The sequence below is a fragment of the Bacillus sp. FSL W8-0920 genome (genome assembly GCF_038593215.1).
Classification (GTDB): Bacteria; Bacillota; Bacilli; order Bacillales; family Bacillaceae; genus Bacillus; species Bacillus pumilus.
Genome location: NZ_CP151974.1, coordinates 3,579,162 through 3,603,895, shown reverse-complemented (window position 1 = coordinate 3,603,895; position 24,734 = coordinate 3,579,162). Strand labels below are relative to the sequence as shown.

Annotated in this window: 24 protein-coding genes; 21 read left to right on the top strand and 3 right to left on the bottom strand. The window is 44.3% G+C overall.

Features of this window, described 5'->3' with window-relative positions; genetic code table 11:
- Positions 1-29 precede the first annotated feature (29 nt).
- From NSS78_RS18575 to NSS78_RS18550, 6 genes are all read left to right on the top strand, one after another.
- Entirely contained in the window at positions 30-1,340 is a 1,311-nt protein-coding gene (locus NSS78_RS18575) for a PTS transporter subunit EIIC (RefSeq protein WP_050944554.1), read from the top strand.
- Positions 1,341-1,515: 175 nt separating this feature from the next.
- Positions 1,516-2,949, top strand: a complete 1,434-nt coding sequence (locus NSS78_RS18570; RefSeq protein WP_212045714.1) for a glycoside hydrolase family 1 protein — start codon at positions 1,516-1,518, stop codon at positions 2,947-2,949.
- 12 nt (positions 2,950-2,961) lie between these two features.
- On the top strand, positions 2,962-3,285 hold the full coding sequence (locus NSS78_RS18565; RefSeq protein WP_050944552.1) for a PTS sugar transporter subunit IIB: 324 nt from the start codon (positions 2,962-2,964) through the stop codon (positions 3,283-3,285).
- Positions 3,286-3,304: 19 nt separating this feature from the next.
- Positions 3,305-3,634 (top strand): PTS lactose/cellobiose transporter subunit IIA, encoded by a 330-nt coding sequence (locus NSS78_RS18560; RefSeq protein ID WP_024423898.1) that lies wholly within the window; start codon positions 3,305-3,307, stop codon positions 3,632-3,634.
- A gap of 65 nt (positions 3,635-3,699) precedes the next feature.
- Positions 3,700-4,554 carry a polysaccharide deacetylase family protein gene (locus NSS78_RS18555; RefSeq protein ID WP_212045713.1) on the top strand — a complete coding sequence of 285 codons (855 nt, stop codon included), beginning with the start codon at positions 3,700-3,702 and terminating at the stop codon, positions 4,552-4,554.
- A 339-nt stretch (positions 4,555-4,893) separates the two neighbouring features.
- Positions 4,894-5,262 carry a glyoxalase gene (locus NSS78_RS18550; RefSeq protein ID WP_137054507.1) on the top strand — a complete coding sequence of 123 codons (369 nt, stop codon included), beginning with the start codon at positions 4,894-4,896 and terminating at the stop codon, positions 5,260-5,262.
- A gap of 63 nt (positions 5,263-5,325) precedes the next feature.
- Here the strand turns inward: NSS78_RS18550 and ribD are convergent, their stop codons facing one another.
- The 3 genes from ribD to NSS78_RS18535 are packed head-to-tail and all read right to left on the bottom strand — an operon-like array spanning position 5,326 to position 8,036.
- Complete coding sequence (ribD, locus tag NSS78_RS18545; protein ID WP_106032049.1) at positions 5,326-6,417, bottom strand: bifunctional diaminohydroxyphosphoribosylaminopyrimidine deaminase/5-amino-6-(5-phosphoribosylamino)uracil reductase RibD; 1,092 nt, start codon at positions 6,415-6,417, stop codon at positions 5,326-5,328.
- The gene (locus tag NSS78_RS18540; protein WP_003215082.1) at positions 6,404-7,165 is read right to left on the bottom strand and encodes a GTP cyclohydrolase II; all 762 of its coding nucleotides are present in this window, start codon (positions 7,163-7,165) and stop codon (positions 6,404-6,406) included. Before NSS78_RS18540 ends, ribD begins: the two co-directional genes overlap by 14 nt.
- On the bottom strand, positions 7,143-8,036 hold the full coding sequence (locus NSS78_RS18535) for a VOC family protein (protein ID WP_137054188.1): 894 nt from the start codon (positions 8,034-8,036) through the stop codon (positions 7,143-7,145). Before NSS78_RS18535 ends, NSS78_RS18540 begins: the two co-directional genes overlap by 23 nt.
- Positions 8,037-8,214: 178 nt before the next feature.
- On the opposite strand from NSS78_RS18535, the gene NSS78_RS18530 reads away from it, so the two are divergent.
- The 15 genes from NSS78_RS18530 (at position 8,215) to cydC (ending at position 24,704) form a co-directional block, all read left to right on the top strand.
- Positions 8,215-8,547 (top strand): helix-turn-helix domain-containing protein, encoded by a 333-nt coding sequence (locus tag NSS78_RS18530; protein WP_050944548.1) that lies wholly within the window; start codon positions 8,215-8,217, stop codon positions 8,545-8,547.
- 370 nt (positions 8,548-8,917) lie between these two features.
- Positions 8,918-9,376, top strand: coding sequence for an NEAT domain-containing protein (locus tag NSS78_RS18525; RefSeq protein ID WP_034620280.1), 459 nt, complete (start codon positions 8,918-8,920; stop codon positions 9,374-9,376).
- A gap of 20 nt (positions 9,377-9,396) precedes the next feature.
- The gene (gene isdC, locus NSS78_RS18520) at positions 9,397-10,050 is read left to right on the top strand and encodes a heme uptake protein IsdC (RefSeq protein ID WP_034620342.1); all 654 of its coding nucleotides are present in this window, start codon (positions 9,397-9,399) and stop codon (positions 10,048-10,050) included.
- Positions 10,051-10,068: 18 nt separating this feature from the next.
- A complete protein-coding gene (locus tag NSS78_RS18515; protein WP_212045712.1) occupies positions 10,069-11,886 on the top strand; it encodes an NEAT domain-containing protein in 1,818 nt (605 codons plus the stop codon).
- A 75-nt stretch (positions 11,887-11,961) separates the two neighbouring features.
- The gene (isdE, locus tag NSS78_RS18510) at positions 11,962-12,849 is read left to right on the top strand and encodes a heme ABC transporter substrate-binding protein IsdE (protein WP_212045711.1); all 888 of its coding nucleotides are present in this window, start codon (positions 11,962-11,964) and stop codon (positions 12,847-12,849) included.
- Between the two features lie 33 nt (positions 12,850-12,882).
- Positions 12,883-13,869: an iron ABC transporter permease gene (locus tag NSS78_RS18505; protein ID WP_044140297.1), complete on the top strand. Its 987-nt coding sequence runs from the start codon at positions 12,883-12,885 to the stop codon at positions 13,867-13,869.
- A complete protein-coding gene (locus tag NSS78_RS18500; protein WP_003214769.1) occupies positions 13,856-14,626 on the top strand; it encodes an ABC transporter ATP-binding protein in 771 nt (256 codons plus the stop codon). Before NSS78_RS18505 ends, NSS78_RS18500 begins: the two co-directional genes overlap by 14 nt.
- Positions 14,627-14,652: 26 nt before the next feature.
- Positions 14,653-15,405 carry a class B sortase gene (gene srtB, locus NSS78_RS18495; protein ID WP_003215377.1) on the top strand — a complete coding sequence of 251 codons (753 nt, stop codon included), beginning with the start codon at positions 14,653-14,655 and terminating at the stop codon, positions 15,403-15,405.
- Between the two features lie 18 nt (positions 15,406-15,423).
- On the top strand, positions 15,424-16,362 hold the full coding sequence (locus tag NSS78_RS18490; protein WP_212045710.1) for an ABC transporter substrate-binding protein: 939 nt from the start codon (positions 15,424-15,426) through the stop codon (positions 16,360-16,362).
- Positions 16,359-17,372 carry an iron ABC transporter permease gene (locus NSS78_RS18485; RefSeq protein WP_050944543.1) on the top strand — a complete coding sequence of 338 codons (1,014 nt, stop codon included), beginning with the start codon at positions 16,359-16,361 and terminating at the stop codon, positions 17,370-17,372. The genes NSS78_RS18490 and NSS78_RS18485 overlap by 4 nt, the downstream gene beginning before the upstream one ends.
- A gap of 1 nt (position 17,373) precedes the next feature.
- Complete coding sequence (gene isdG, locus NSS78_RS18480; protein WP_212045709.1) at positions 17,374-18,495, top strand: heme oxygenase; 1,122 nt, start codon at positions 17,374-17,376, stop codon at positions 18,493-18,495.
- Positions 18,496-18,826: 331 nt separating this feature from the next.
- Complete coding sequence (locus NSS78_RS18475) at positions 18,827-20,242, top strand: cytochrome ubiquinol oxidase subunit I (protein ID WP_003214979.1); 1,416 nt, start codon at positions 18,827-18,829, stop codon at positions 20,240-20,242.
- Positions 20,229-21,245 carry a cytochrome d ubiquinol oxidase subunit II gene (cydB, locus tag NSS78_RS18470; protein ID WP_044140290.1) on the top strand — a complete coding sequence of 339 codons (1,017 nt, stop codon included), beginning with the start codon at positions 20,229-20,231 and terminating at the stop codon, positions 21,243-21,245. The genes NSS78_RS18475 and cydB overlap by 14 nt, the downstream gene beginning before the upstream one ends.
- Positions 21,245-22,981, top strand: a complete 1,737-nt coding sequence (gene cydD, locus NSS78_RS18465) for a thiol reductant ABC exporter subunit CydD (RefSeq protein ID WP_212045707.1) — start codon at positions 21,245-21,247, stop codon at positions 22,979-22,981. Before cydB ends, cydD begins: the two co-directional genes overlap by 1 nt.
- Complete coding sequence (cydC, locus tag NSS78_RS18460; RefSeq protein ID WP_212045706.1) at positions 22,971-24,704, top strand: thiol reductant ABC exporter subunit CydC; 1,734 nt, start codon at positions 22,971-22,973, stop codon at positions 24,702-24,704. Before cydD ends, cydC begins: the two co-directional genes overlap by 11 nt.
- Positions 24,705-24,734 lie beyond the last annotated feature (30 nt).

Sequence of the window (24,734 nt, the reverse complement as noted above, 5' to 3'; positions counted from 1 at the left end):
ACGAGTTTTTGCAAAGGGGGAGACAGATCATGAGCTTCAAGGAGAAAGCGGCAGACGTCATGGGGAATGTGGCTTATCGCATCACGAATCAGAAGTATATTATGGCGATTAAACAGGCATTTGTCACACTGATGCCAATCATCATTACAGGGGCTTTTGCTGTATTGGTGGCAAATATGATCATGAGCCCGGAAACAGGGCTTGCTCATTTTGAGATGTTCAGATTTTTAGCGGAGCTTCAGCCAATTATGAAGGCAATCAATTATGCCACGCTGAACTTTTTAACGATTGGGGCTGTGTTCCTCATCGGGATAGAGCTTGGGAAAATCAACGGGCACAAGTCCCTGTTCCCAGGGCTGATGGCATTGATTTCATTTATATCTGTTATTCCAACGACACTTCTACTTGAAGTGGATGGATCTATGCGTGAGGTTGTAGATGTACTGGCAAGGCAATTTTCCGATCCAAAAAGCTTATTTTTAGGGATGATCATTGCGATCGTATCTGTGGAAATTTTTTGTAAGCTGACCAAGGTGAAATGGCTGCAAATCAAGATGCCAGATTCTGTTCCATCGAATGTGGCAACATCTTTTTCATCACTTTTTCCTTCGATCATTACGATTACGATCATTAGTTCATTCGGCTTTGCATTTCACCGTTTGACAGGCATTTATTTGCATGAAGCAGTGTATAACGTGGTGCAACGCCCGCTAGAAAGTGTCGTACAGGGTCTACCGGGGATTTTAACGTTGATGTTTGTGGCGCAATTCTTCTGGGTGATCGGCATCCATGGCAACCAGATGATCAAACCGATCCGGGAGCCGCTCTTATTAGGATCAATTGCAGTGAATATGACAGCATTTCAAGAAGGAAAAGAGATTCCGAATATCATCACGATGCCATTTTGGGATGTGTATATGAGCATCGGTGGTTCAGGTGTGACCATTGGGCTTTTGATTGCGATTTTTATTGCTGGAAGAAGGGAAGAGATGCGAAGTATTGCCAAGCTCTCATCTGGGCCGGGCCTCTTCAACATCAATGAACCCGTTATTTTTGGCTTGCCCGTCATGTTAAACCCTGTGATGGCAATTCCATTTATCGTCACACCACTTGTGACAGGAACGATTGGTTACATTGCGACAGCTACAGGGTTTGCTGGAAAAGCCGTCGTGATGGTGCCGTGGACGACACCACCGATTGTGAATGCATGGCTGTCCACCGCTGGCAGCATGGGGGCTGTCATCACACAGCTCATCTGTATTGTGGTCGCAGTCTTCATCTATTTGCCATTTGTCCTCTTGTCTAACCGCAAACCAGAAGCGGCACCAGATTCAGAATAAAAGGAGAGGCATGAATGAATATGCAATGTAGGTGGTTATGATCCCATTTCACTTGACCGTAAATATACGAAAAAAGGGCAGGAAGTCTCGATATGGGGGCAATTGTGAAGGCTATGTATTTGCAAGGAATTTGGGAAGGACTTCACGTTCAAACGAGGAAAGGGAAGGTGGCGACATGAACAGAATCGAGATTCCAAGAGATTTTATCCTAGGTGCTGCGGCCTCTGCTTGGCAAACGGAGGGATGGAAGGGAAAGCAAGCGCATCAGGACTCGTACATCGATTTATGGTATAAGAACGGGTATCACGTTTGGCACGAAGGATATGGCCCGGCTGGTGCGACGAACTTTTACGAGCGCTATCCAGAAGATGTAGCTCTCATGAAAGAAATCGGTCTGACTCATTATAGGACATCGATCAATTGGTCGAGGTTTCTCATCGATTACGAGAAGGGGATTGTGGATGAAGCATATGCCCGTTACATTGATGATTTGATCAATGAATTAATCGCAGCAGGTGTAGAGCCGATGTTTTGCTTAGAGCATTATGAGCTTCCAGCCGTGCTGCTTGAAAAGTACGACGGATGGTCATCAAAGCATGTCGTCGAGCTGTTTGTTCTCTATGCGGAAAAGGTGTTTGAGCGATATGGAGACAGGGTCAAGCATTGGTTTAGCTTTAATGAACCGATTGTTGTCCAAACACGCGTGTACCTAGATGCTATACGTTATCCCTTTGAGCAAAATACGAAGAAATGGATGCAGTGGAACTATCATAAAGCGCTGGCAACAGCAAAAGTAGTGAAGCTGTTTCGGGAGATGGGATTGAAGGAATCAACAGGTGCAAAAATTGGGGTGATTCTCAATCCAGAAGTGACGTATGCAAGATCCTCTGCTCCGCATGATCAAGAAGCGGCACGGATATATGATTTGTTTTTCAATCGAATGTTCTTAGATCCCTCCATCAAAGGAGAGTATCCAGAAGAACTGCTTGATGTGTTAAAAAAGCATGAGATTCTTTTCGATGCGACAGAGGAAGAGCTTCAGGTCATCAAGAATCATACGGTTGATGTCGTTGGGCTCAACTTATACTATCCGCATCGTGTCAAAGCACCGAGTAAGGCGTGGAATGAGATGACACCATTTCACCCGTCTTATTATTACGATATGTTTGAGCTTCCAGGAAGAAAAATGAATCCATTCAGAGGATGGGAAATTTACCCGGACATTGTCTATGATATGGGCATGAGAATTAAAGAAGAATACGGAAATATTGAGTGGTTTGTGGCCGAAAACGGCATGGGCGTAGAAAAGGAAGAACGGTTTAAAAAAGAAGACGGTATCATTGATGACCAGTATCGCATTTCATTTATCAGCCAGCATTTGAAACGGGCACTTCAAGCGAAAGCAGAAGGCTCAAATTGCACGGGATATATGCTGTGGGCTTTTACGGATAATGTATCGCCGATGAATGCCTTTAAAAATCGCTACGGATTAGTCGAAATCCAGCTGGAAAATGAACGGAATCGTCAGTTGAAGGCATCAGCGTATTGGTACCAGACATTAATTAAAACAAGGGAACTGAAGATCCAAACAGAAGTCAACTATCGATAGGAGTGTTGGGATATGAAACGAATCATTCTCGCTTGTGCCGCAGGAATGTCGACATCCATTGTAGTGTCCAAAATGAAGGCAGCCGCAGAAGCGAAGGGGCTGGATTATGAGATATACGCCATACCTGAAGGGGCTATTGCGGATGAATTAGAAGAGCATGGAGAAGATGTGCAGGTGATTTTACTTGGACCGCAAGTAAGCTTTATGAAAAAGGCAGCAGAAAAAACAGCGGCACCTTACCAAATACCTGTTGATGTCATCAATGTGAGATTATACGGAACAGCGAACGGAGAAAAAATACTAGAGCATGCTCTGAAACTAGCAAATGAATCTTAAGTAATTGGAGGAGAAGCAGATGACGGTATTAGAGGAAATGCAGGGAGCAGCCTTTCAAATCATTGCTCATGCAGGCGAGGCAAGAAGTCATTATGTTGAAGCGATTCGTCTAGCAAGAGCTGATGATTTTGAAAAAGCACAGCAGTTGATTGAAAAAGGGGAGGAAGCGTTTCGAAGCATCCACAACCTGCACTTGTCGCTGATCCAAAAAGAGGCGGCAGGTGAGCAGCTTCCCTTTTCTTTACTGCTGATACATGCAGAAGATCAAATGCTCACAACAGAGACCATTCATCTGCTTGCCATCGAAATGATTGAAATGTGTAAAAAAATGAACACCCTGTCAAAATAGATATCAGGTAGTAACCAATTTCTGTTATAATCATTCGATAGATAGAGAGAAAGCAGGATTGGTGAATGAAAAAAACATGTATGTTGATGACGGTTGGTCTTGTGGCGCTGCTCATTTCGGGTTGTATGGGAACGAAGGAGCAAACGGAAGGAAACCAGCAAGTAGTCAAAGAGGAAAAGGGTCAATTACAAGCAAAAGAAACAAAACAGATTCAGCAGAAAAAAGAGGCAGAGATAGATACACAAAACTGGATTAAGCAAAAGGAACCAGTAGAGCTTCCGATTTTGATGTATCACAGCATCTCCAGCGGTAACTCGCTTCGTGTACCAAAGAGCGAGTTTGCGGCTCATATGAAATGGCTGAAGGACAACGACTATGTCACGCTGTCGCCAGAAGAAGCGTACCGCGTCTTCACAACAAATACGAAGCCAAGTGAAAAGTGTGTCCTTATTACATTCGATGATGGATATACCGATAACTATACAAAGGCATTTCCGATTTTAAAGCAGTATGGAATGAAGGCAACGATTTTCATGATTGAGCAATCCATTGGCCGTCCGAACCACTTAACGGATGAACAAATGGATGAAATGATAGCAAATGGGCTATCAATTGAGAGTCATACCATTCATCATTTAGAGCTCAATCGTTTATCAAAGAAGCAGCAGAAAGAGGAATTAAAAGGGTCAAAGGCATTCTTTGATCAACGTTTTTCTCAGCGTACGAGAATGGTCAGCTATCCTGTCGGGCGCTATAACGAAGACACGCTAAAGCTGGCGAAGCAAGCCGGTTATCAAATGGCTGTCACCACTGAACCAGGACATGCGAAGAAGGAACAGGGGATGATGTCCTTGCACCGTGTTCGCGTGTCACCGGGACTTTCACCCGAAAGCTTTGGCAGGCTGGTAGAAGGGAATTAACGATAAATGTTTCACATGAAACAATTTACGACAAGTTTCACCAAAATGAATCACTACACATGATATGTCTTGGTTTCAAATGTCATTACAAGAGACACTTAGATGGACAGAACTTTCATTACAATGGGAGTTCTGTTTTTGAAAAAAATTTTGCACTGTCATTTAGATGAAATCAATCAAACTCTACATCGTATGAAACACCTCACGGAAAGACTCCAAGTATCAAGCCCACCAATGAAGCAAAGAACAAAAATACCCAAGCAAATTTGCTCAGTATCACAAAAACTTAAGAAACACTTCATAGAAAAACCAATTGAGAAAAGAAAGGAAGAGAGGATTATGTCAAATTTTGTTGGAATCGATCATGTTCAATTAGCTGCCCCAAAAGGTAGTGAAGAGAAAGCACGTTTGTTTTTTGGCGGAATTTTAGGAATGGAGGAAATACCCAAGCCTAGTAATCTAGCTAAACGTGGAGGTGTCTGGTTTCAATGCGGTCATCATCAGCTTCACATTGGAATACAGGATCATTTCCAAGCTGCAAAGAAAGCCCATCCAGCTTTTCTTGTAAAGTGTCTATCGGAATTAAAAAAGGCATTATTGAATCACCACATTAGCATCAGAGAAGATGAGCCATTGGAAGGAGCCATCCGGTTCTATGTAGAAGATCCCTTTGGGAATCGAATTGAATTTTTAGAGAGAACAGACTAAAAAAACTAGATTTTTAAAAACAAGGCGGCTGTTGAGGAGATCTAAACAGCCGCCTTGTTTTTGTTATTGATAAACGGGATAGCCCGTTATTTTAATATCTTTCCCAAGTGTTTCTACTGAGAGCTGATCGAGTTCAATGGCATCACTCATGAGACGTATGCCTTCGCCTCCGAAAAAGGAAGGAGAAAGTCTTCCGCCAATGAGTTTAGGTGCCATATAAATGACCAATTTATCTACAAGCTGCTGTTCTAAAAATGAAGCATTGATCTGGCCGCCGCCTTCAATCATGAGGGAGGAGACATTTCTTTCTCCCAGCATTTGAAGTACTTCTTGCAGGGGCACCCGCGTCTCGCTGTCTGTTACAAAGACGCTGACGCCGGCTGCTTCTAAAGCGGCTCGTTTTTCCTCATCGGCTTGCTTTGTTGTAAAGATCCATGTTGGTGCCATCTGATCAGTGACGATCTTTGCTGTCAGCGGTGTTGAGAGCCTAGAGTCTAAAACAATTCGAATCGGATGATGCCCATTTGGAATCCGTGCAGTTAGTGAAGGATCGTCATGAATAACAGTTTGAGCACCGACCAAAATCGCATCATTGATGCTGCGGATATGATGAGCATCATAACGGGATGTCTCAGATGTAATCCATTTGCTGTCAGACGTAGCAGACGCAATTTTTCCGTCTAAGGTAATACCTGCCTTGAGCGTCACGAAAGGTGTTTTTTTCGTAATAAAATGATTAAACACTTCATTCATGAGAATGGATTCCTGCTCAAGTACGCCTGTAATCACTTGGATGCCAGCATCTTGTAAAATGGCGATTCCGCGGCCAGCGACAAGCGGGTTCGGGTCAAGTGCTGCCACGACAACGGTTTCGACGCCTGCTTTCACAAGTGCCTCCGCGCAAGGACCTGTACGGCCATGGTGGGAACAAGGCTCGAGGGTCACATAAATAGTGGCTCCTTTTGCCTTGTCTCCAGCCATTTTAAGTGCATGAATTTCAGCATGTGGTTCACCGGCTTTCATATGAGCACCGACTCCAACAATTTCATTATCGCGCACAATCACAGCCCCGACGAGCGGGTTCGGTGATGTCTGGCCTTTCATTGCCCGTGCATTTTCTAGGGCTAGATTCATATATCGCTCATGATGTGGCAATCGTACGCACCTCTTGCTCCGCCTTCATGTGACCTGAGCGGTTGATTTTTGTCTGCAAGTATTTTTCATTAAACTCTGAGACATCACCCCAAAGCGGAATACGTCCAGAAAGAGATAAACCTGCATGGCTGATGGCATCTGTCTTTTTCGGATTATTGGTAATGAGTCTGACTGGCTTTGTACGAAGTGTTTGAAGAACCGCGATGGCTTCTTCATATTGACGCGTGTCATCTTCAAAGCCGAGTGCTTCGTTCGCTTCTACTGTATCGTAGCCGTTTTCTTGAAGGATATAAGCCATGGCTTTCGTGAAAAGTCCAATACCTCGGCCTTCATGGTTGGCTAAATAAAACAGGGCACCTGCACCATTGTCCTCAATCATTCGCATGGACTGCTTCAATTGGAATCCGCAGTCACAGCGCTTGCTTCCGAAAATATCACCAGTGTGACAAATGGAATGCATGCGGATAAGAGCTTCGTCAGCGTGCTCGAAATCTCCATACACTAGCACGCTTGACTGCTGATGATCGGCAAGCTGGCGGGAGGAGAGGCTTTCAATTAAAGCTTCATCTGACAATGGCTCTAACCCGTCGTCTTTTAACCATGAATACCAGTTGAACATCACCGTTCTGCCGTCTAAATTCACTGGCAATTTAATGGGTCCAGTGATATATATATACCCGTCTTCTTGCTGTACTCGTTTGATTTTATCTTTTAAAATGGCTGTTTTAAGATCTGTGTGTTTGTCCATATTCTGCACCTTCTTTTTTGTCTGTTTCTTCAATCTGTAAACGAACGAGAACGCCAAATGGATCAACAAATTCGTTACTTTTCCCTATTGTTTTCACTTGAGTGCCTGCTTTTGTTAGGCGCTCAACGACGGACTGTCTGTCTGCTTCTTGTGGGAATACGAGTGTATAGCTTCTAATTCCTGAAAAACGTGGATCAATGGCTCCTTTTCGTCCGCGTCCCCATGCATTAAAGGCAAGGTGATGGTGGTACACACCAGCGGCGATAAATACGCTTGCTGGTGGAGCCATTCGGATATGAAAACCGAGCGTATTGACATAAAAGGAATCAGCTTCTTCTGGGTTCAGATGGAAATGTAAGTGTCCCATGACTGTCCCAGCCGGAAGTCCTTTCCACGTCGTATCAGCGGCTTCTTGCAGGAGACCATCTCCATCAAGAGGTGCATTTCCGCCACCTTTCAGTTCTCCATGCTCACCTACCCAAACGTCCTCAGGGCGATCAGCATATATTTCTACGCCAATGCCGTCAGGGTCACTTAAATAAATGGCTTCACTGAAAAAGTGATCGCTTGCTCCAATTAAAGGATAGCCTTTTTTGATCACATGTGCCAGCCATGTGCCCAGGTTTTTTCTGGTAGGTAATAAAACAGCAAAATGATAAAGTCCTGGCTCATGATCAGGTTTCTCCTTGAGCTGTGCATCTTCTTTTAACAAAAGGATTGGTTCCTTTGCATTGCTTCCAAGAGTGACGGTGGATTCCGTCTGTTCTAATAAAGTAAAACCTAAAATGTCTGTATAAAAAGGCAAAGAACGCTCAAAGCTGGACACATGTAATTCTGTTACACCTAATCTTACCTGCTCTATTGTATTCAAAGCTCGGTCATCTCCTTCATGTTATATGCATCTGCATGTTCAATGGTTTATTGAAAATCTATAAAAATGAATACCTTGTTACTTAAAGTAACTAAACTATATAATAGTTAGTAACTTATTTCAAGTAATTAATTATGTTATAATGAAAAAAAGAGAGAAAAGCGGGAGGGAGTAAGGTATGGCTCAAGTAGATGGCTGCCCAATCACAGATGCCATGGAGATTCTAGGCAAGAAGTGGGTCATTCTCATCATCAATCAGCTTCTGACAGGCCCTAAGCGTTTCTGTCAGCTTGAAAATGAAATGAACATCAGCGGCAGATTATTATCTGAAAGGCTGAAGGATTTAGAGGCTGAAGGACTCGTTGAGAAGAACGTATACCCTGACATTCCAGTACGGATTGAATACGAATTAACAGCGCAAGGGAAGAAAATAGAGCCGATTATTCGTGAAATGTATGCTTGGTCTTTAGAACGTAAAAATAGCAAAAAAGGGGAACATGTTCCTTCCTAATCGATTTCGATCAGTCTGTCTGATCGAAATTTTTTTGTGCGATTTTCCAGAAATCTAAGTCAATAGTATGAAAAATGATGTTGACAATAAATTCACTCATCATATAAGATCAAGAAGAAGAGGGTTCTTTTCCCTGTAATGGAATGGAGGTCATGCCATGGTATCATGAATGGGACAGATTGCCTAAAACACGTGTCAAACCATCATTTAGAAACAGACATCTTTGGCTTTTAGGAAGCAAAGATTTATTTTTTCAACTCAATTGATAATGATTATCATAATCATCTATAAGTGTGATCAAGCGCTTATGAAGGTTATTTTTTTTATTATCCGTTGAGAATAATTATCAATATCATTTAGGAGGGTTCACATGAAAGCCATTCGTTCAACATCACACGTATTATTGTTCTTTAGCTTTGTTCTATTATTTGCTCTAGCCCCGATTAGCTCAGCCTCAGCAGCAGGCTTAGCAGATGGTCAACATTCAGCACAATATGTGGTATGGAAGGCAGATAGCGATTCGACTTCAACAGCGAATACGTATTTTGAAAAACCAGCCAAGCTTGTCGTGAAGGATGGAAAAATCAAAGCACAAGTCACGTTAACGAATAGTTCTTGGATCACTAGCTTTAAAACACTTGAACAAGGTGTCTACAAAGATGCGAAGGTGATCAGTACAAACACAGCTGCGAATAAGAGAACAGTAGAATTCAACGTGAACAGCCTGACAGAGGTCGTACCAGCAAAAGTGAGCGTGACTGTACCGGTCATCGGATATACAGGTAATTACGACATCCGTATCAAGTTTGATGCAGCATCTGTTCAGTAAAAAGGGAGGAAATTCGCTTGATGAAAAAAATGATGAGGCTATCAGTCTTCATGACCGCTTTATTATTGGCACTCATGCTGCCTTTTTCAAACGCACAGGCTGCCACGTTAAAGGATGGTACATACTCCGTCAACTATACTGTGCTCAAGGCTGAAGGAAATGCGGTCTCTATGGCAAATGACTACTGGCTGAAGCCAGCAAAAGTGATTGCAAAAAATGGGAAGCTGACAGTACAAATGACCATTAAAAATAGCAGCTGGGTGACGGAATTTAAAGTTCCGGGAAATGGCGGCTATGTTGATACAACGGTTCTCTCAACCAATAAAAAAGCCAACACAAGGATTGTTCAGTTCCAAGCTCAGAGCTTGTCTAAACCAATCAAATCAAAAATTCATGTCACTGTAAAATCTGCTGATTATGATCATGATTATACCATTCAGCTGAAATTTGATGAGAGCAGCATGAAATCACTTTCGTCTAACAGCACAAACAAATCAGCGGGTGAAGCAGAAAAGCAGCAGCCATCAAAAGAATCAACGAAAACATCTGATTCATCCACGACAAAACAAGAAGAGAATCCTCAAACTGGTGATACAAACCAGACAGGGTGGCTCCTTGTGCTTGCTCTATGCTCAGGCGGATTTTTAGCAAGAAAGTGGATCATTAAGCATTAAGGAAGGAAGTGTCACCATTTGAAACGTCTTTTTCATCTAAAGGCAGCCATTCTGCTCGTTTTCTTCAGTTTATTGACTGCATTTCAGATTCCTCAAGGAACGGCTCAAGCTGCATCATTTGTTGATGGTGAATACACGGTCGGATTCACTGTTTTAAAAAATGGCAGCACAGAAGCGTCCATGATGGATACGTATACAGAAAAGCCAGCTAAGCTGATTGTGGAAAATGGCAAGACGACTGCCTATGTCACACTGAAGCAAAGCAAAGAGATTACAGATTTCAAGGTCGAACAAAATGGCGCTCTTGTCACCACTGAAACCGTTAGTGAGGATGCAACTGCCAATACACGTGTGATCAAGTTTGATGTTGCCGACCTATCAGCCAAATTAAACGGCTGGGTGAAAATTTACTGGGATTTAGGCGGCTTTATTTATGACGAAGCATATGACGTACAGCTTGCATTCGATCAAAGCAGCCTAACGCTCGTTACACCTGCAAAGCCAGACGATAACGAAACAAAACCAGATGACGAAAATGGCACAAAGCCAGGCGATAGCGAAACAAAGCCGGATGACCAAAATGGCACAAAGCCAGACGATAACGAAACAAAGCCGGATGATCAAAATGGCACAAAGCCAGACGATCAGCAGACAACACCAGACAATAACAATGGTACAAAGCCAGTAGATTCCGCGCAAAACCAACTGAAAGATGGCGAGTACCGCATCAATTACAGTGTGCTCAAAGGGGATGAGGACGAGGCATCTCGGATGAACCAATACTTCTCACATCCTGCATCCTTAACCGTCAAAAACGGAAAGCAAACCATTTCCTTTACGGTGAAGGACAATACGTCTGTTGCTTCTTTGAAAATAGAGAAAAACGGCTCTTATCAAGAAGTGAAGACCGTCAGCACAGATCAAGCAAAGAACACAAGAGTGGTGTCATTTGATGTCGCTGATTTGAAAAAAGCGGTCAAAGGAAAAGTTCACATTGTAGTAGCGGCCGCCCACTATGACCAAACTTACGATATTCGTTTTCAATTCGATGCAAAGAGTATCGCGCCACTTAAAGGCGGACAGGTAGAGGAAGAAACACCTGCTGCACCAGAAACACCAAAACCAAACACACCATCACCAGAAACAAATAACGGCGGAGTTGCTCAAGAGACGGCTCAGCTTAAAGATGGTGTATACAAGCTTCCTTTCTCAATGAAGAAAGCAGACAAGGATGAGCTTTCTCGTATGAACGATTACGTCGTGAGCCCTGCGACATTGGTTGTGAAAAATGGCCGCCATTTCGTTTCATATACAGTGAAGAATAGCTCAGCTATCACGTCCTTCCAAGTAGGAACAGGTGGCAAGTTTGAAGAGACGCTTGTTGCAAAAACAGATCAAAAATCAGATACACGAGTGATTCAATACGAAGCCAAAAGCTTAAGCACGGCTCAGGCAGCACGCGTGAAAATTGATATTCCAGCTGCGAATTATCATGAGCAGTACGATGTCAAACTTATCTATGACACAAAAGGAATTGCTCTTGGTGAAGGAAGCGGGATTCGATCGATCATCGGAGACGATGAGAGTATCGGCTTTGTCAAAAATCCAAATGATCGCGATTCTCAATCAAATCAACCAAATCAACTTGAGAATTTAGCGCCAGAGGAAACAGGCGCAGAGCAGCTGACATTTACTCCATCAGATGACCAAACCAAGTCTGAGACTGGACAGCTGAATCCAAAAACAGGAGATACCTCTCTTCTTTGGGTGTATATTCTTTTATTCGGCGGGTCATTATTCGTACTCGTCAGAAAGCATCAAACAAGAACAAGATAGATGGTTTAGTTGAAGTGAGATGCGCCGAGATCATCGACGCATCCACTCTCTTTTTTCGAAAGGGGGCTTCTGTTTTTGAAGCATCGAATGTTATGTACCTTGATCGCTGCCCTTAGTGTGTGCGTGATCTTATCGGGCTGCTCACAGTCAGCTGAAAGCTCAGCAAAAGGCAAAAAAAACGCAGATTCAAATGCGCGCATTGTGGCAACGACTGTAGCTGCTGTGGAGATCATGGATGCCTTAGAGATCGATCTTGTTGGGGTGCCAACAAGCCAAAAATCCTTGCCAGCTCGTTATAAAGGACTGCCAGAAGTAGGCAATCCAATGAGCCCAGACATGGAAATCATCCAATCACTTCAACCGACAGATGTCCTGTCCGTTACAACCCTTCAATATGATTTAGAGACACCCTTTCAACAAGCAGGTGTCCCTGCCACATACTTAAATCTCGAGAGCATGGCTAACATGGAGAAGGCGATCACTAAGCTCGGAGATCAGTATGACAGAAAGAAACAAGCCGAGCGCATTGTGTCTGATTTTGAGCAAAAAAAGAAAGACATACAAGAGAAGACGAAGGGAAAACGAAAGCCATCCGTTCTGATTTTGCTTGGTGTACCAGGCAGTTATTTGGTGGCGACAGAGCATTCATATATTGGTGATCTTGTGCGGATCGCAGGCGGAGAGAACATTGTCAAAGGCGAGAAAATGGAGTATTTGGCTTCCAATACGGAGTATTTACAAAAAGCCAATCCAGATATCATCCTCCGGGCCGCACATGGGATGCCAGATGAAGTCGTCCGCATGTTTGATCAAGAATTTAAAACAAATGACATTTGGAAGCATTTTCATGCAGTCAAGCAAGACCGGGTGTATGACCTCGAAGAAAGCTTATTCGGGACAACGGGCAATTTAAAGGCAGCAGAAGCACTAGATGAACTAACGCGTATGCTGTATCCGTCATAAGCGGCGAATTTGAATGATAAAAGGACGTTTAAGATGAAAAAAACAGGGATTTTATTTCTGACAGTCAGTGTCTTACTGGTGTGCGTGTTTATTTATTCCGCCATTACGGGGAGCATTCATGTCACCCCGATTGAATTATTGGAAGGGCTCATCACCGGTCAACATGCACAGGTAGAAATCATTAAAGATCTCAGAATTCCTCGCATGCTCATTGCAATGTTTACAGGGGCTGCTTTATCTGTCTCCGGTGTACTGCTGCAGTCGGTCATGAGGAATCCATTAGCTGATGCCGGCGTCATTGGGATTTCATCAGGAGCCAGCTTCTTTTCTTTAATGGCCATAACAGCACTTCCTCAATTTTATTTCTACTCTCCTTTATTTTCGGTGTTAGGTGGAGCCATTGCGTGTTTCCTCGTGTATGTTCTGTCTTGGAAGGGTGGATTAAGCCCCATCCGCATGATTTTGGTTGGGATCGCCATCAATGCCATGTTTACTGGAATGGCTGAAGCATTTGTGACCATTTGCAGCTATTTCAATATCACGATCAATCAGTCAGGACAGTCGAATCTCACGATGAAAACGTGGGGGGATGTCCGTTTAATCGGAGTCTATGGCGTCGTCGGCCTTGTCGTAGCCCTTTTCTTTAGCAGATGGTGTAACCTCTTGGCTCTTCAGGACAAGACAGCGAAAAATTTAGGATTGCGTGTGACCAGAATGCGCCTTTTGATTTCCATCACAGCTGTATTGCTTGCGGCGGTGACAGCAGCAGTCGCGGGCGTGATTGCCTTTGTCGGTTTGCTTATCCCGCACATTTCAAGAAGACTTGTCGGGTCTGATCACCGGGTACTCATTCCATTTTCTGCGTTAAGCGGGGCTTTGCTGATTCTGACGGCTGATACGCTCGGCAGGACGCTTGTCGCACCAAATGAAATTCCTGCTTCTACGATCATGGCCGTGATTGGCGGGCCATTTCTGATCTTTTTACTAAGAAGGGGGGACCGTCTCCATGGACATTCGTGAGGTGTCATTCTCATATGACCAGCAGAAGGACATCGTTCAATCGGTCACAACACACATTGAAAAGGGGAAAATCACAACCATTATCGGTCCGAATGGCTCAGGGAAATCTACACTGCTTTCATTGATGGCGAATAACCATGCGCCAAACAAAGGGCAAATTCACTTAGACGGCCAAGCACTGAATGCATTTAAGCCAAAGGAGCTGGCAAAAAAGCTGGCTGTCGTCCATCAGCAAAATGAAGCGCCGCTTGATTTAACGATCGAGAGGGTCGTGGCATTCGGCAGAACGCCGTACCAGACGATGCGCGGAGGAGACAAGGAAGAGGATGAGAGAGCGATAGAGTGGGCGCTTTCCAGTACAAAGCTAACGGAAAAACGAAAGGTGCCGCTCGCCTCACTGTCAGGCGGTGAGCGGCAGCGAGTATGGATTGCGATGGCACTTGCGCAAAAAACGTCGATCCTTTTCTTAGATGAACCGACAACCTATTTGGATATCTATTATCAATTTGACATTCTTGAGCTGATCCGTGAGCTCAATGTCGTACATGGACTAACAATCGTTATGGTGCTGCACGACATGAATCAGGCTGTCCGCTACAGCGATGTCATTATTGCGATGAAGAATGGCCGGATTATGAGTGAAGGACAGCCAAATGATGTGTTAACAGAAGAAAATGTGCGGCACATTTATGATGTGTCCGTCACGATTAAACAGGATGCAGAAACAGGGATGTATATCGTGCCTGTTGGTATATAAGCTGTGCAAAAAGCAGGTGAGACAGTGTGAAAAGAGGAAAACGGGTATGGCAGCGGATGCTGACGATCGTCTGTTTAGGTGTATTCATTTATAGCGGGTCGGCCATTGGCTTAGAGCTGTTCGGCTATTATCAAAATCGTCAGGTGCTTGCAAAGGCTCAGACGATGTATGGACATGAGCAAGGAATGAATGAAAGCCGGGAGCCGGGAACTATTCGTACGTCATTTGATGAACTGCGGAAGGTAAACGATGACATTGTCGGCTGGATCAATATGAAGGACACGATGATTCAGTACCCAATCGTCCAATCTCGCGATAATGCGTTCTACTTAACCCGTAATTACTTAAAAAACGACACCCGGGCAGGCAGTATTTTTATGGATTATCGCAATGACGTCTTGCATGAAAGCCCGAATACTGTGGTGTACGGGCATCGGATGAGGGATGGGTCCATGTTCGCTGGACTCACAAACTATTTAAAAAAGGATTTCTTCGATGAGCATCGGACATTTCAGTACGATACGCTGTATCAAAGCTATGAAGCGGAGATTTTTGCCGTGTATGAAACAACGGTGGACTTCGATTATATTCAAACCGATTTTCGAGATCTTGGCGAATATGCGCACTACTTGCAAGCTGTGCGGAAAAAATCAATCTACCAAACGAAAACAGACGTGTCCACCGATGACCTCATTCTCACTCTATCGACCTGTGATCATGTGCTTGCACCGAAAAACGGGCGTCTTGTGGTACAGGCAAAGCTAAAGAAAGTTTACTAGAAAAGGAGAGACAGACGGTTGAAATTTTCACATGTGATCTTCGTGGGACTTGTCTTGATGCTTCTCCTCAGCGGATGCAGTCAGGCAGCACCTGTAGAGAAAGGGAGCGGTCAAGGTGCGCTGAAGATAAAGGACTTTGCCGGCAGAACGCTGTCGTTTGAGGACTCCCCTCAGCGTATTGTCTCATTATCGACTGGAGACATGAGCATCCTATATGCCTTAGGCGGTGAGGTGGTCGGTCGTCCGGCCGCCGAATTACCAGAGAGCTTACAACAGGCTACATCAGTCCAAACAATTGGTACCACACATCAATTTGATGTAGAGCTCATCACAAGCTTAAAGCCCGATGTTGTACTTGGGAATGAACAATTAAACAGCAAGGACATCTCTACAATAGAAGGAATTGGTTCACAGCTTCTTTTGACAAGTGCCAATTCAGTAAAGGACATCCAGCGACAAATTACGTTATTCGGAGATTTGCTAGGGAAGCAGCATAAGGCAAAAGAGCTTAACAAGCAAATCGATCAGCGGAAAAAGCAGGTCAAACAGCCTCAGAAAAAAGTGAAGACACTCGTTGTGTACGGGGCACCCGGCACATATATGGCGGCGCTACCTCAATCCTTAAGCGGAGATTTACTGCACATCGCTGGAGGGACGAACATTGCTGAGAATGAACCAGCACTCGAGAAATTCCCTCAATACGCTCAAATCAATGCAGAAAAGGTCATCGAAGCTGATCCTGATCTTATCCTGCTTATGACCCACAGCAATCCTGAAGATGTGAAAGCGGGCTTTATGAGTGAAATGAAACAGAATGCTGCATGGCACGATGTATCAGCCGTCAAACATGGACACGTCGAGATTCTGCCTAGTGATCTATTTGGAACGAATCCAGGCGCAGACGTGATCAGAGCGATTGATGAGCTAGAGAAAAGATTGAAGCGATTGTCATCATGAAAATGAATGCAGAATTAGATTTTCAAAAAAGACAGTCGAGGCGAAGATGGCTGATACCCGGGCTGTTCATCTCGTTAGTTGTAGGCGCATGTCTAGGGCTTGCATTAGGTTCTGTTCAATTATCACTGCAAGATTTACTCGCTGCTTTGACGGGATCAGGTCAGCCTGTCCATGAGAAAATTGTGATGGATTTACGCCTACCGCGCGTTCTCATCGGTTTCATCGTTGGGGCCTGTCTCGCAGCATCAGGGGCGATTTTACAAGGAGTCGTCCGAAATCCACTCGCTGACCCTGGCATCATCGGTGTGACGGCTGGCGGCGGATTGGCTGCTGTGCTTAGCATGATTGTGTTTCCACAATTCACGTATTTGCTGCCAGCCGCTGCTTTCCTTGGCGCTTTATTAGCGGCACTTGTGGTGTATATGCTCTCATTTGATCAAGGGGTTTCACCGCTGAAGCTGATTTTGGCGGGAGTGGCAGTCAATGCCCTACTTGGGGCGGTGATGAATGGGTTTATGGTGCTTTATAGTGAGCGTGTGCAGGCTGTTCTGCCCTTTTTATCAGGAGGATTAAATGGACGGAGCTGGCATCATCTAACCTTCGTGTCGCCCTATGCGCTTGCTGGGTTGTGCCTTTGTTTTTTTGCCATCAAGCCGGCAAATCTTCTTTTGCTTGGCGATGAATCGGCTCAGCTGCTCGGTCTCAGAGTAGAGCGCACCCGGTTTTTCTTAATTGCACTGGCGGCACTTTTAGCTGGTGCAGCAGTAAGTGTGAGCGGCTTAATTGGATTTGTCGGACTAGTCGTTCCTCATTTTATCCGTCTTTTAATTGGAGATGACTACCGGTATCTGCTGCCAATCTCGATGCTGGGCGGAGGCGTGCTTGTGGTTTTTGCAGATACAGCCGCAAGGGTATGGTTTACGCCAGTTGAACTGCCTGTCGGTATCCTGCTTGCCTGCATCGGTGCACCTTTCTTCCTCTATTTATTAAAAAAGAAAGGGAGGGGTTAAGTTGGATGTGATCGCTATGGATGACGTGAGTCTCAGTCAAGGAGGCTTTCAGCTGTCATCTATTTCAGCAGCTGTTCCTAAAGGAAGCGTGACAGGAATTATTGGACCGAATGGATCAGGGAAGTCGACTTTTATTAAAGCAGCCGCACGTCTTACGTCAATCGAAAGCGGCACGATATACATTCACGATATACCGCAAAAAGAGATGACAGCTCAGGAGATCGCAAAGGAAATCGCCGTTCTCATGCAGACGAGAACAGCCATTCCATCTATGACCGTACGGGAGCTGGTCGCACTTGGACGCAGTCCGCATCGTTCGATCTGGAAAAAAAGCTCGAAGACGGATCAAGAAGCGATTGAGTGGGCGCTTGATGTGACCAATAGCCGGATCAATGAAAATAGAATGCTGCATACATTGTCTGGCGGAGAAAGGCAAAAAGCGTATATTGCGATGGCGCTCGCTCAGAAGACGGAGACGATTATTCTGGATGAGCCGACAACTTACTTAGATATTGCGCATCAGCTTGATTTACTAGAGCTGCTCAAACAGCTGAATAAGACGCATGGAATCACCATTTTAATGGTTCTTCACGACCTGCAGCAGGCAGCAAAATATTGTGACCGCCTTATTGCGATGAAGCGTGGTCAGATTTATCAAATAGGGACACCAAAAGAAGTATTAACAGAAAGCTTTTTCAAAGAGGTCTTTGGGATTCAGGCTGAGGTTCACTTAGACGGTGAGCATCCGCTGATTATTCCAATCGCTTCGATCCAACAACAAAAGGGAGATGAACAAAACATGATCATTGTCAACAACCAGGTAAGAGTAGAAAAAGGCAGTGCCGACCACCTCGTCAAGCGTTTCAACAAGCAGGGACAAGTAGAATTCATGGAAGGATTTTTAGGCATGGAAGTATGGGTCACACAGCAGACAACCGATTACGATGAAGTGACCATTCATACACGCTGGAATCGAAAAGAAGACTTTGTGAATTGGACAAAATCTCAGGCATTTGGTGATGCGCACGCTCATGGAAAAGCGAAACCTGAAGGTCTATTAAAAAACAAAATTACGTACTATGAAGTGCAAGTCACTAGACCAGCCTTACAGAAAAAAGCCTAAAAAAGAAACACAGCGCTGCAACTCACGTGCAGCGCTATTTTTTTACGTTTTTTTACTTTCTGTCACATATCTTTGACAAAGTATTCAAACAACTGACACAATACCTCCCAATTTTTAGGTAAAATTTACTTTATTTTTGAAGCGTATGGGTGTAAAGTACAGGTATAAATAACTAACCGAATGAAAAGCAAGAGTAAAATTTCACCGAGTAAACCATTTCAAACAGGCTATTATTTGTGAATCATTGAACAAATAGTGAACATTTTGTGAAATGGTGAGCATATACATTTCGAATCATTCGGCATGTGAAAGTAAGGGAGGATGTAAGGCTGTGAGTGAGCTGTTTTTAGCAAGATTTCAATTTGCTTCAACGACATTATTTCATTTTATTTTTGTTCCTATGTCAATAGGTTTGGTGTTTATCGTTGCATTGATGCAGACCCTTTATGTCGTCAAGAAAAAAGAGATTTATAAAAAGATGGCGAAGTTTTGGGGTCATCTATTCTTACTCAATTTTGCAGTAGGTGTGGTGACAGGGATTCTTCAGGAATTCCAGTTTGGGATGAACTGGTCAGATTATTCAAGGTTTGTCGGTGATGTATTTGGTGCACCGCTTGCCATTGAAGCACTGCTCGCCTTTTTCCTTGAATCTACATTTATTGGACTTTGGATATTCGGCTGGGATCGTCTGCCGAAGAAGATTCATTTATTGTGTATTTGGCTTGTTTCCCTTGGTACGATCTTTTCGGCGTTTTGGATTTTACTCGCCAACTCATTTATGCAAGAGCCAGTTGGATTTGTCATTAAAAATGGCCGTGCAGAAATGAATGACTTTGGCGCTCTTGTAACGAACCCGCAGCTTTGGGTTGAATTCCCGCACGTTCTGTTTGGTGCGCTGGCTACAGGTGCATTCTTTATTGCAGGAGTTAGTGCCTATAAAATGATCAAAAAACAAGAAATCGCCTTTTTCAAAAAATCATTCCAGATTGCCATGGTTCTCGCTTTAATTTCTGGTTTAGGTGTGGCATTCTCTGGACATGATCAAGCGAAGCACTTAATGGAATCACAGCCAATGAAGATGGCAGCAAGTGAAGCCCTTTGGAAGGATAGTGGAGATCCAGCGGCTTGGACACTATTTGCCAATATTGATACAGATAAAAAAGAAAACTCTGCGGAGATCAATATTCCGTTTGCTTTAAGTTACTTGGCTTATTCGAAGTTTAGTGGAGATGTGCCAGGCATGCTGACCCTTCAAAAAGAATATGAAGCAAAGTTTGGTCCTGGAGACTACATTCCGCCAGTAAAAACAACCTTCTGGAGCTTTAGAATCATGGTTGGTGCCGGCATGCTGATGATTTTTGCCAGTATGATTGGCTTGTACTTGAGCTTTAGAAAGAAACTCGAAACGAACAAATGGTTTTTACGCTTCATGGTAGGGATGATTGCCTTCCCATTTATTGCGAACTCAGCTGGCTGGATCATGACTGAAATTGGGCGTCAGCCGTGGACGGTCTTTGGTATGATGACGACGGCTCAATCGATTTCGCCAAACGTATCGTATGGCATGCTGTTATTCTCAGTCATTAGCTTTACGACGATGTATCTGATTCTTGCCATCTTGCTTGCCTACCTATTCATTCGAGAAATTAAAAAAGGTGCACATTCGGAAGAGGATACAGATCAAAAGGATGAAACGGACCTGTCTACAGATCCATTTGATGGAGGCGCATATCATGGCATATCTTAACGAGATTTGGTTTATTCTTGTCGCAGTATTGTTTGTTGGATTTTTCTTCTTAGAAGGATTTGATTTTGGTGTTGGGATGTCCATGCAGCTGCTTGGAAAGGATGCGCACGAACGCCGCATTTTAATTAACACGATTGGTCCTTTCTGGGATGCGAATGAGGTCTGGCTGATTACAGCTGGGGGCGCTATTTTCGCTGCTTTCCCTAACTGGTATGCCACGATGTTCAGTGGATACTATATACCGTTTGCGGTTCTCCTCTTAGCACTCATCGGGCGCGGAGTCGCCTTTGAATTCCGAGGGAAGGTTGAGAAAGCCTCTTGGATCAAAGCATGGGACTGGGTGATCTTCTTTGGCAGTCTGTTGCCGCCGTTTTTACTCGGTGTGCTATTCACAAGTATTTTACGCGGGATGCCAATTGATCAAGACATGAACATGTACGCTGGTTTTACGGATTTTGTGAATCTTTATTCAGTGATTGGCGGGTTAGCTGTGACGGTTCTTTGCCTTCTGCACGGATTGATTTTCGTCACACTTCGTACAGAGGGTGATTTAAGAGATCGTGCGAGAAAGCTTGGCAAGCGTGTCCTGCTTATTGCGCTGCCAGTTCTTGTCCTATTTGTTGGTGTATCTATCATGGAAACAGACATTTATACGGTACGCCCGATCATCACCATTCCGTTAACTGTCCTCATTGTGGTTTGTTACGTAGCGGCGCTATTCTTTATGAAAAAAGAACGTGATGGCTGGACATTCCTATTCACAGGTGCGGGCATCATGGTGACAGTGACGATGCTGTTCACTGCATTGTTCCCGCGCGTCATGATTAGCTCAATCAACCATACGTTTGATCTGACCATTCAAAACGCTGCATCTGGATCTTATTCACTGACGGTGATGACGATTGTTGCCATTTCTTTGCTGCCCTTTGTGCTTGGGTATCAAATTTGGAGCTATTACGTCTTCCGTAAACGTGTAAGCGGTAAGGAGCCAATGACCTACTAATGGATAAACGTTTGCTTCAATTAAAAGGAATGAGAGGGCTTCTTGCCCTCTTAGGTATTGTGTCACTCATCCAAGGAGCAAGTATTATTTTCCAAGCACAGTGGCTGGCACATGCCATTACTACGCTGTTTGACGGGAAAAGCCTTTCGCAGGCAACGCCTTATGTCCTGCTGTTTCTTGCAGCCTTTCTGGTGCGGCACGGTCTCACCTTGATTCGGGAGAAGGTCATGTTTACCTACTCTTCCCGAATTGGAGCAGACGTCAGAAAACAGCTGTTAGACCAACTCTTTCGTTTAGGTCCAGCTTTTACAAAGAAAAAGGGTACAGGAAAGCTTGTCACATTAGCGATGGAGGGAATTGCTCAATATCGTCAGTATTTACAGCTATTTTTACCGAAGATGGTGAACATGGCTGTGATACCGGCAATGGTCCTCATCTATGTTTGGACATTAGACGAAACATCTGCCGTCATTTTAATCGTGACGCTGCCGATTTTAATGATCTTTATGATTTTGCTAGGTCTTGTCGCTCAGCGTAAAGCGGCCAAACAATGGAGATCGTATGAGAAATTATCCAATCATTTTACTGATTCTCTCCGCGGCCTTGAAACGCTTCGTTATTTAGGCATTAGCAAAAAACATTCCCGCAATATCGGGGAAGTGTCAAAGCGATATCGAAAGGCGACCATGAGCACGCTGAAGGTCGCATTTCTTTCATCATTTGCGCTTGATTTCTTTTCCATGCTGTCGATTGCAACCGTCGCTGTCTTTCTTGGCTTGCGATTAATTGAAGGAGAGCTTCTGTTATTGCCGGCTTTGACGGCGCTCATGCTGGCACCGGAATATTTTTTGCCAGTACGTGAAGTGGGCAATGATTATCATGCCACGCTAAATGGAAAAGAAGCGAATGAGGCGATGCAGGTCATTTTAGAAGAAAAGGGCTTCCGCGCGCAGGAAACACAATCAGTGCAGTTGAACGAGTGGAATGAACAGTCTGCGCTCACCCTGCAAGATGTGAGTGTCCAGCATGACGAACATGCCCCTTATTCGATTCAGGATGTAGATCTCACTGTGAAAGGGAAGAAGAAAATCGGAATCATTGGTGCCAGTGGTTCAGGGAAATCGACATTAACCGATGTGCTCGGCGGCTTTGTTGAACCGACCTCAGGTCAAATCACACTAAACGGCCAGCCGCTTGTTCATTTACAGATGAAGGAATGGCAAAAGGAAGTCGTCTATATGCCGCAGCACCCTTATTTATTTCACATGACATTAAGAGAAAACATTCGTTTTTATGAACCGCATGCAACAGATGAAGATGTGGAAAGAGCTACCAGTGAAGCTGGCTTATCTCAGCTCGTGGCGCAGCTGCCAAATGGTCTTGATGAGGTCATTGGAGAACAGGGAAGAGGGCTAAGCGGCGGACAGGCACAAAGAATTGCGCTTGCGCGAACGGTGCTGGGCAAGCGGTCCATTATGCTGTTAGATGAACCAACGGCACATCTCGATATTGAGACAGAGTATGAATTGAAGAAAACAATGCTTCCGCTGTTTGAAGATAAACTTGTGTTCTTAGCGACACATAGGCTTCATTGGATGCCAGACATGGATGAGATCATTGTCATGGATCAAGGAACGATTGCGGAAATGGGTACACATGAATCATTGATGCAAAGAAAAGGCGTGTATTATCAATTGGTACAGGAGCAAATGGGGGCGGTCACACATGGTAAGTAAAGGCTGGTTTATACCTTATATCAAGGAGAATCAAAAGCTGTTTGCGCTAGTTTTATTTCTTGGGGCAATTGCAGTATTCTCTGCTTCTATGCTGATGTATACGTCAGGATTTCTCATTTCAAAAGCTGCCACAAGACCTGAGAATATACTTATGGTCTACGTCCCAATTGTAGCTGTCCGTACCTTTGGTATATCACGCTCAGCTGCCCGCTATGCAGAAAGATTGGCGAGCCACCAGCTCATTTTGACCATGATTGAAAAAATGCGTGTCCGCCTATATGACATGGCTGAACGAAGTGCGAAACAGATAAAGCTGGGTACAGGTGAAATGCTGGGGCTCTTGTCAGATGATGTTGAAAGACTGCAGGATGCCTATTTAAAAACCATCTTTCCATCTATCGGTGCGCTGCTTTTATATGCCGCATCGATTGGGGCACTTGGCCTATTCTCATGGCCTTTTACTGGCTTGATGCTGCTTTATATGGCACTTCTCGTATTTGTTTTCCCATACGTCACAGTGCTAGTGAACCGGGCGAGACAAATTCAAATGAAAAAAGGCAGAAATGAACTGTACAGCCATTTAACAGATGCCGTCATGGGCGTGAGTGACTGGTTGTTTAGCGGTAGGCAGAAAGATTTTGTTGATGAATATGAACAGAAAGAAGCGCAGCTGTTAGCGCTTGAAGCAGCTAAGCACCGATTTATCCGTCTGCGCCAGTTTTTTGCACAGCTTATCATTGGAGGAGCTGTCGTGCTTGTCGTGTATTGGAGCGGTTCCGTCGTTCAGTCAGGCTCGATGTCACACACCCTGATTGCAGCCTTCGTGCTTGTGCTATTTCCGTTAACAGAAGCCTTTCTTCCACTCTCAGATGCAGCTGGTGATATTCCAGTCTATCAGCATGCTGTCAGCAGATTACATCATTATGAAAAGCTTTCGTATGAAGGAGAATCTGATCGCAAGATAGTGGATCAGTCAGCTGTTTCTCAAGATGAAGCTGTTTCTTTTGATCAAGTGTCCTTTGGGTATGATTTGCACCAACACGTGCTAAAGCATCTGTCATTTTCATTGAAGCAAGGAGAATCACTCGCTCTCTTGGGAAAAAGCGGTGCAGGAAAATCGACTATTTTGAAGTTGTTAGAAGGAGCTGTCGTGCCAAATCAAGGAGCTGTCAGTATCCAGGGGAAACCGGTCGAAAGCATTCGAGAGAACGTGTCCACCTATGTGTCAGTACTCAATCAACAGCCGTATTTATTCGATACCTCTGTTTTAAACAATATTCGCTTAGGCTCTCCTAATGCGACAGAGGAGCAAGTAAAAGAAGCAGCGAGACAAGTGCAGCTGCACGATACCATCGAATCTTTGCCAGAGGGCTATCACACCGGTGTGCAGGAGACAGGAATTCGTTTCTCAGGTGGAGAAAGACAACGGATGGCGTTAGCCCGGATTTTGCTGCAAAACACCCCGATTGTTGTATTAGATGAGCCCACCGTCGGACTTGACCCACGCACAGAGCGTGAGCTGCTTGAAACCATTTTCCATGTGTTAAAAGGAAAAACGGTCATTTGGATTACCCATCATCTCACTGGCTGTGAGGCATGTGACCGCATTATGTTTATTGAAGATGGACAAATTGAGATGCAGGGGGAGCATCAGGATTTACTGAAAGAAAACCTGCGCTATCAAAAATTGTATGAGATGGATCGTCCGTTTTCTACAATATAAATAGATGAAATGACAAGAACGTTCGGACAG

Excerpts from the sequence above, each read along its gene's own strand:
- NSS78_RS18500 (WP_003214769.1), top strand. The coding sequence starts at position 13,856 with ATGGACATTCGTGAGGTGTCATTCTCATATGACCAGCAGAAGGACATC.
- NSS78_RS18540 (WP_003215082.1), bottom strand. The coding sequence starts at position 7,165 with ATGGACAAACACACAGATCTTAAAACAGCCATTTTAAAAGATAAAATC.
- NSS78_RS18505 (WP_044140297.1), top strand. The coding sequence starts at position 12,883 with ATGAAAAAAACAGGGATTTTATTTCTGACAGTCAGTGTCTTACTGGTG.
- cydB (WP_044140290.1), top strand. The coding sequence starts at position 20,229 with ATGGCATATCTTAACGAGATTTGGTTTATTCTTGTCGCAGTATTGTTT.
- NSS78_RS18555 (WP_212045713.1), top strand. The coding sequence starts at position 3,700 with ATGAAAAAAACATGTATGTTGATGACGGTTGGTCTTGTGGCGCTGCTC.
- cydD (WP_212045707.1), top strand. The coding sequence starts at position 21,245 with ATGGATAAACGTTTGCTTCAATTAAAAGGAATGAGAGGGCTTCTTGCC.
- NSS78_RS18570 (WP_212045714.1), top strand. The coding sequence starts at position 1,516 with ATGAACAGAATCGAGATTCCAAGAGATTTTATCCTAGGTGCTGCGGCC.
- NSS78_RS18560 (WP_024423898.1), top strand. The coding sequence starts at position 3,305 with ATGACGGTATTAGAGGAAATGCAGGGAGCAGCCTTTCAAATCATTGCT.
- NSS78_RS18530 (WP_050944548.1), top strand. The coding sequence starts at position 8,215 with ATGGCTCAAGTAGATGGCTGCCCAATCACAGATGCCATGGAGATTCTA.
- NSS78_RS18565 (WP_050944552.1), top strand. The coding sequence starts at position 2,962 with ATGAAACGAATCATTCTCGCTTGTGCCGCAGGAATGTCGACATCCATT.
- NSS78_RS18525 (WP_034620280.1), top strand. The coding sequence starts at position 8,918 with ATGAAAGCCATTCGTTCAACATCACACGTATTATTGTTCTTTAGCTTT.
- isdC (WP_034620342.1), top strand. The coding sequence starts at position 9,397 with ATGAAAAAAATGATGAGGCTATCAGTCTTCATGACCGCTTTATTATTG.
- NSS78_RS18575 (WP_050944554.1), top strand. The coding sequence starts at position 30 with ATGAGCTTCAAGGAGAAAGCGGCAGACGTCATGGGGAATGTGGCTTAT.
- NSS78_RS18485 (WP_050944543.1), top strand. The coding sequence starts at position 16,359 with ATGAAAATGAATGCAGAATTAGATTTTCAAAAAAGACAGTCGAGGCGA.
- NSS78_RS18550 (WP_137054507.1), top strand. The coding sequence starts at position 4,894 with ATGTCAAATTTTGTTGGAATCGATCATGTTCAATTAGCTGCCCCAAAA.
- cydC (WP_212045706.1), top strand. The coding sequence starts at position 22,971 with ATGGTAAGTAAAGGCTGGTTTATACCTTATATCAAGGAGAATCAAAAG.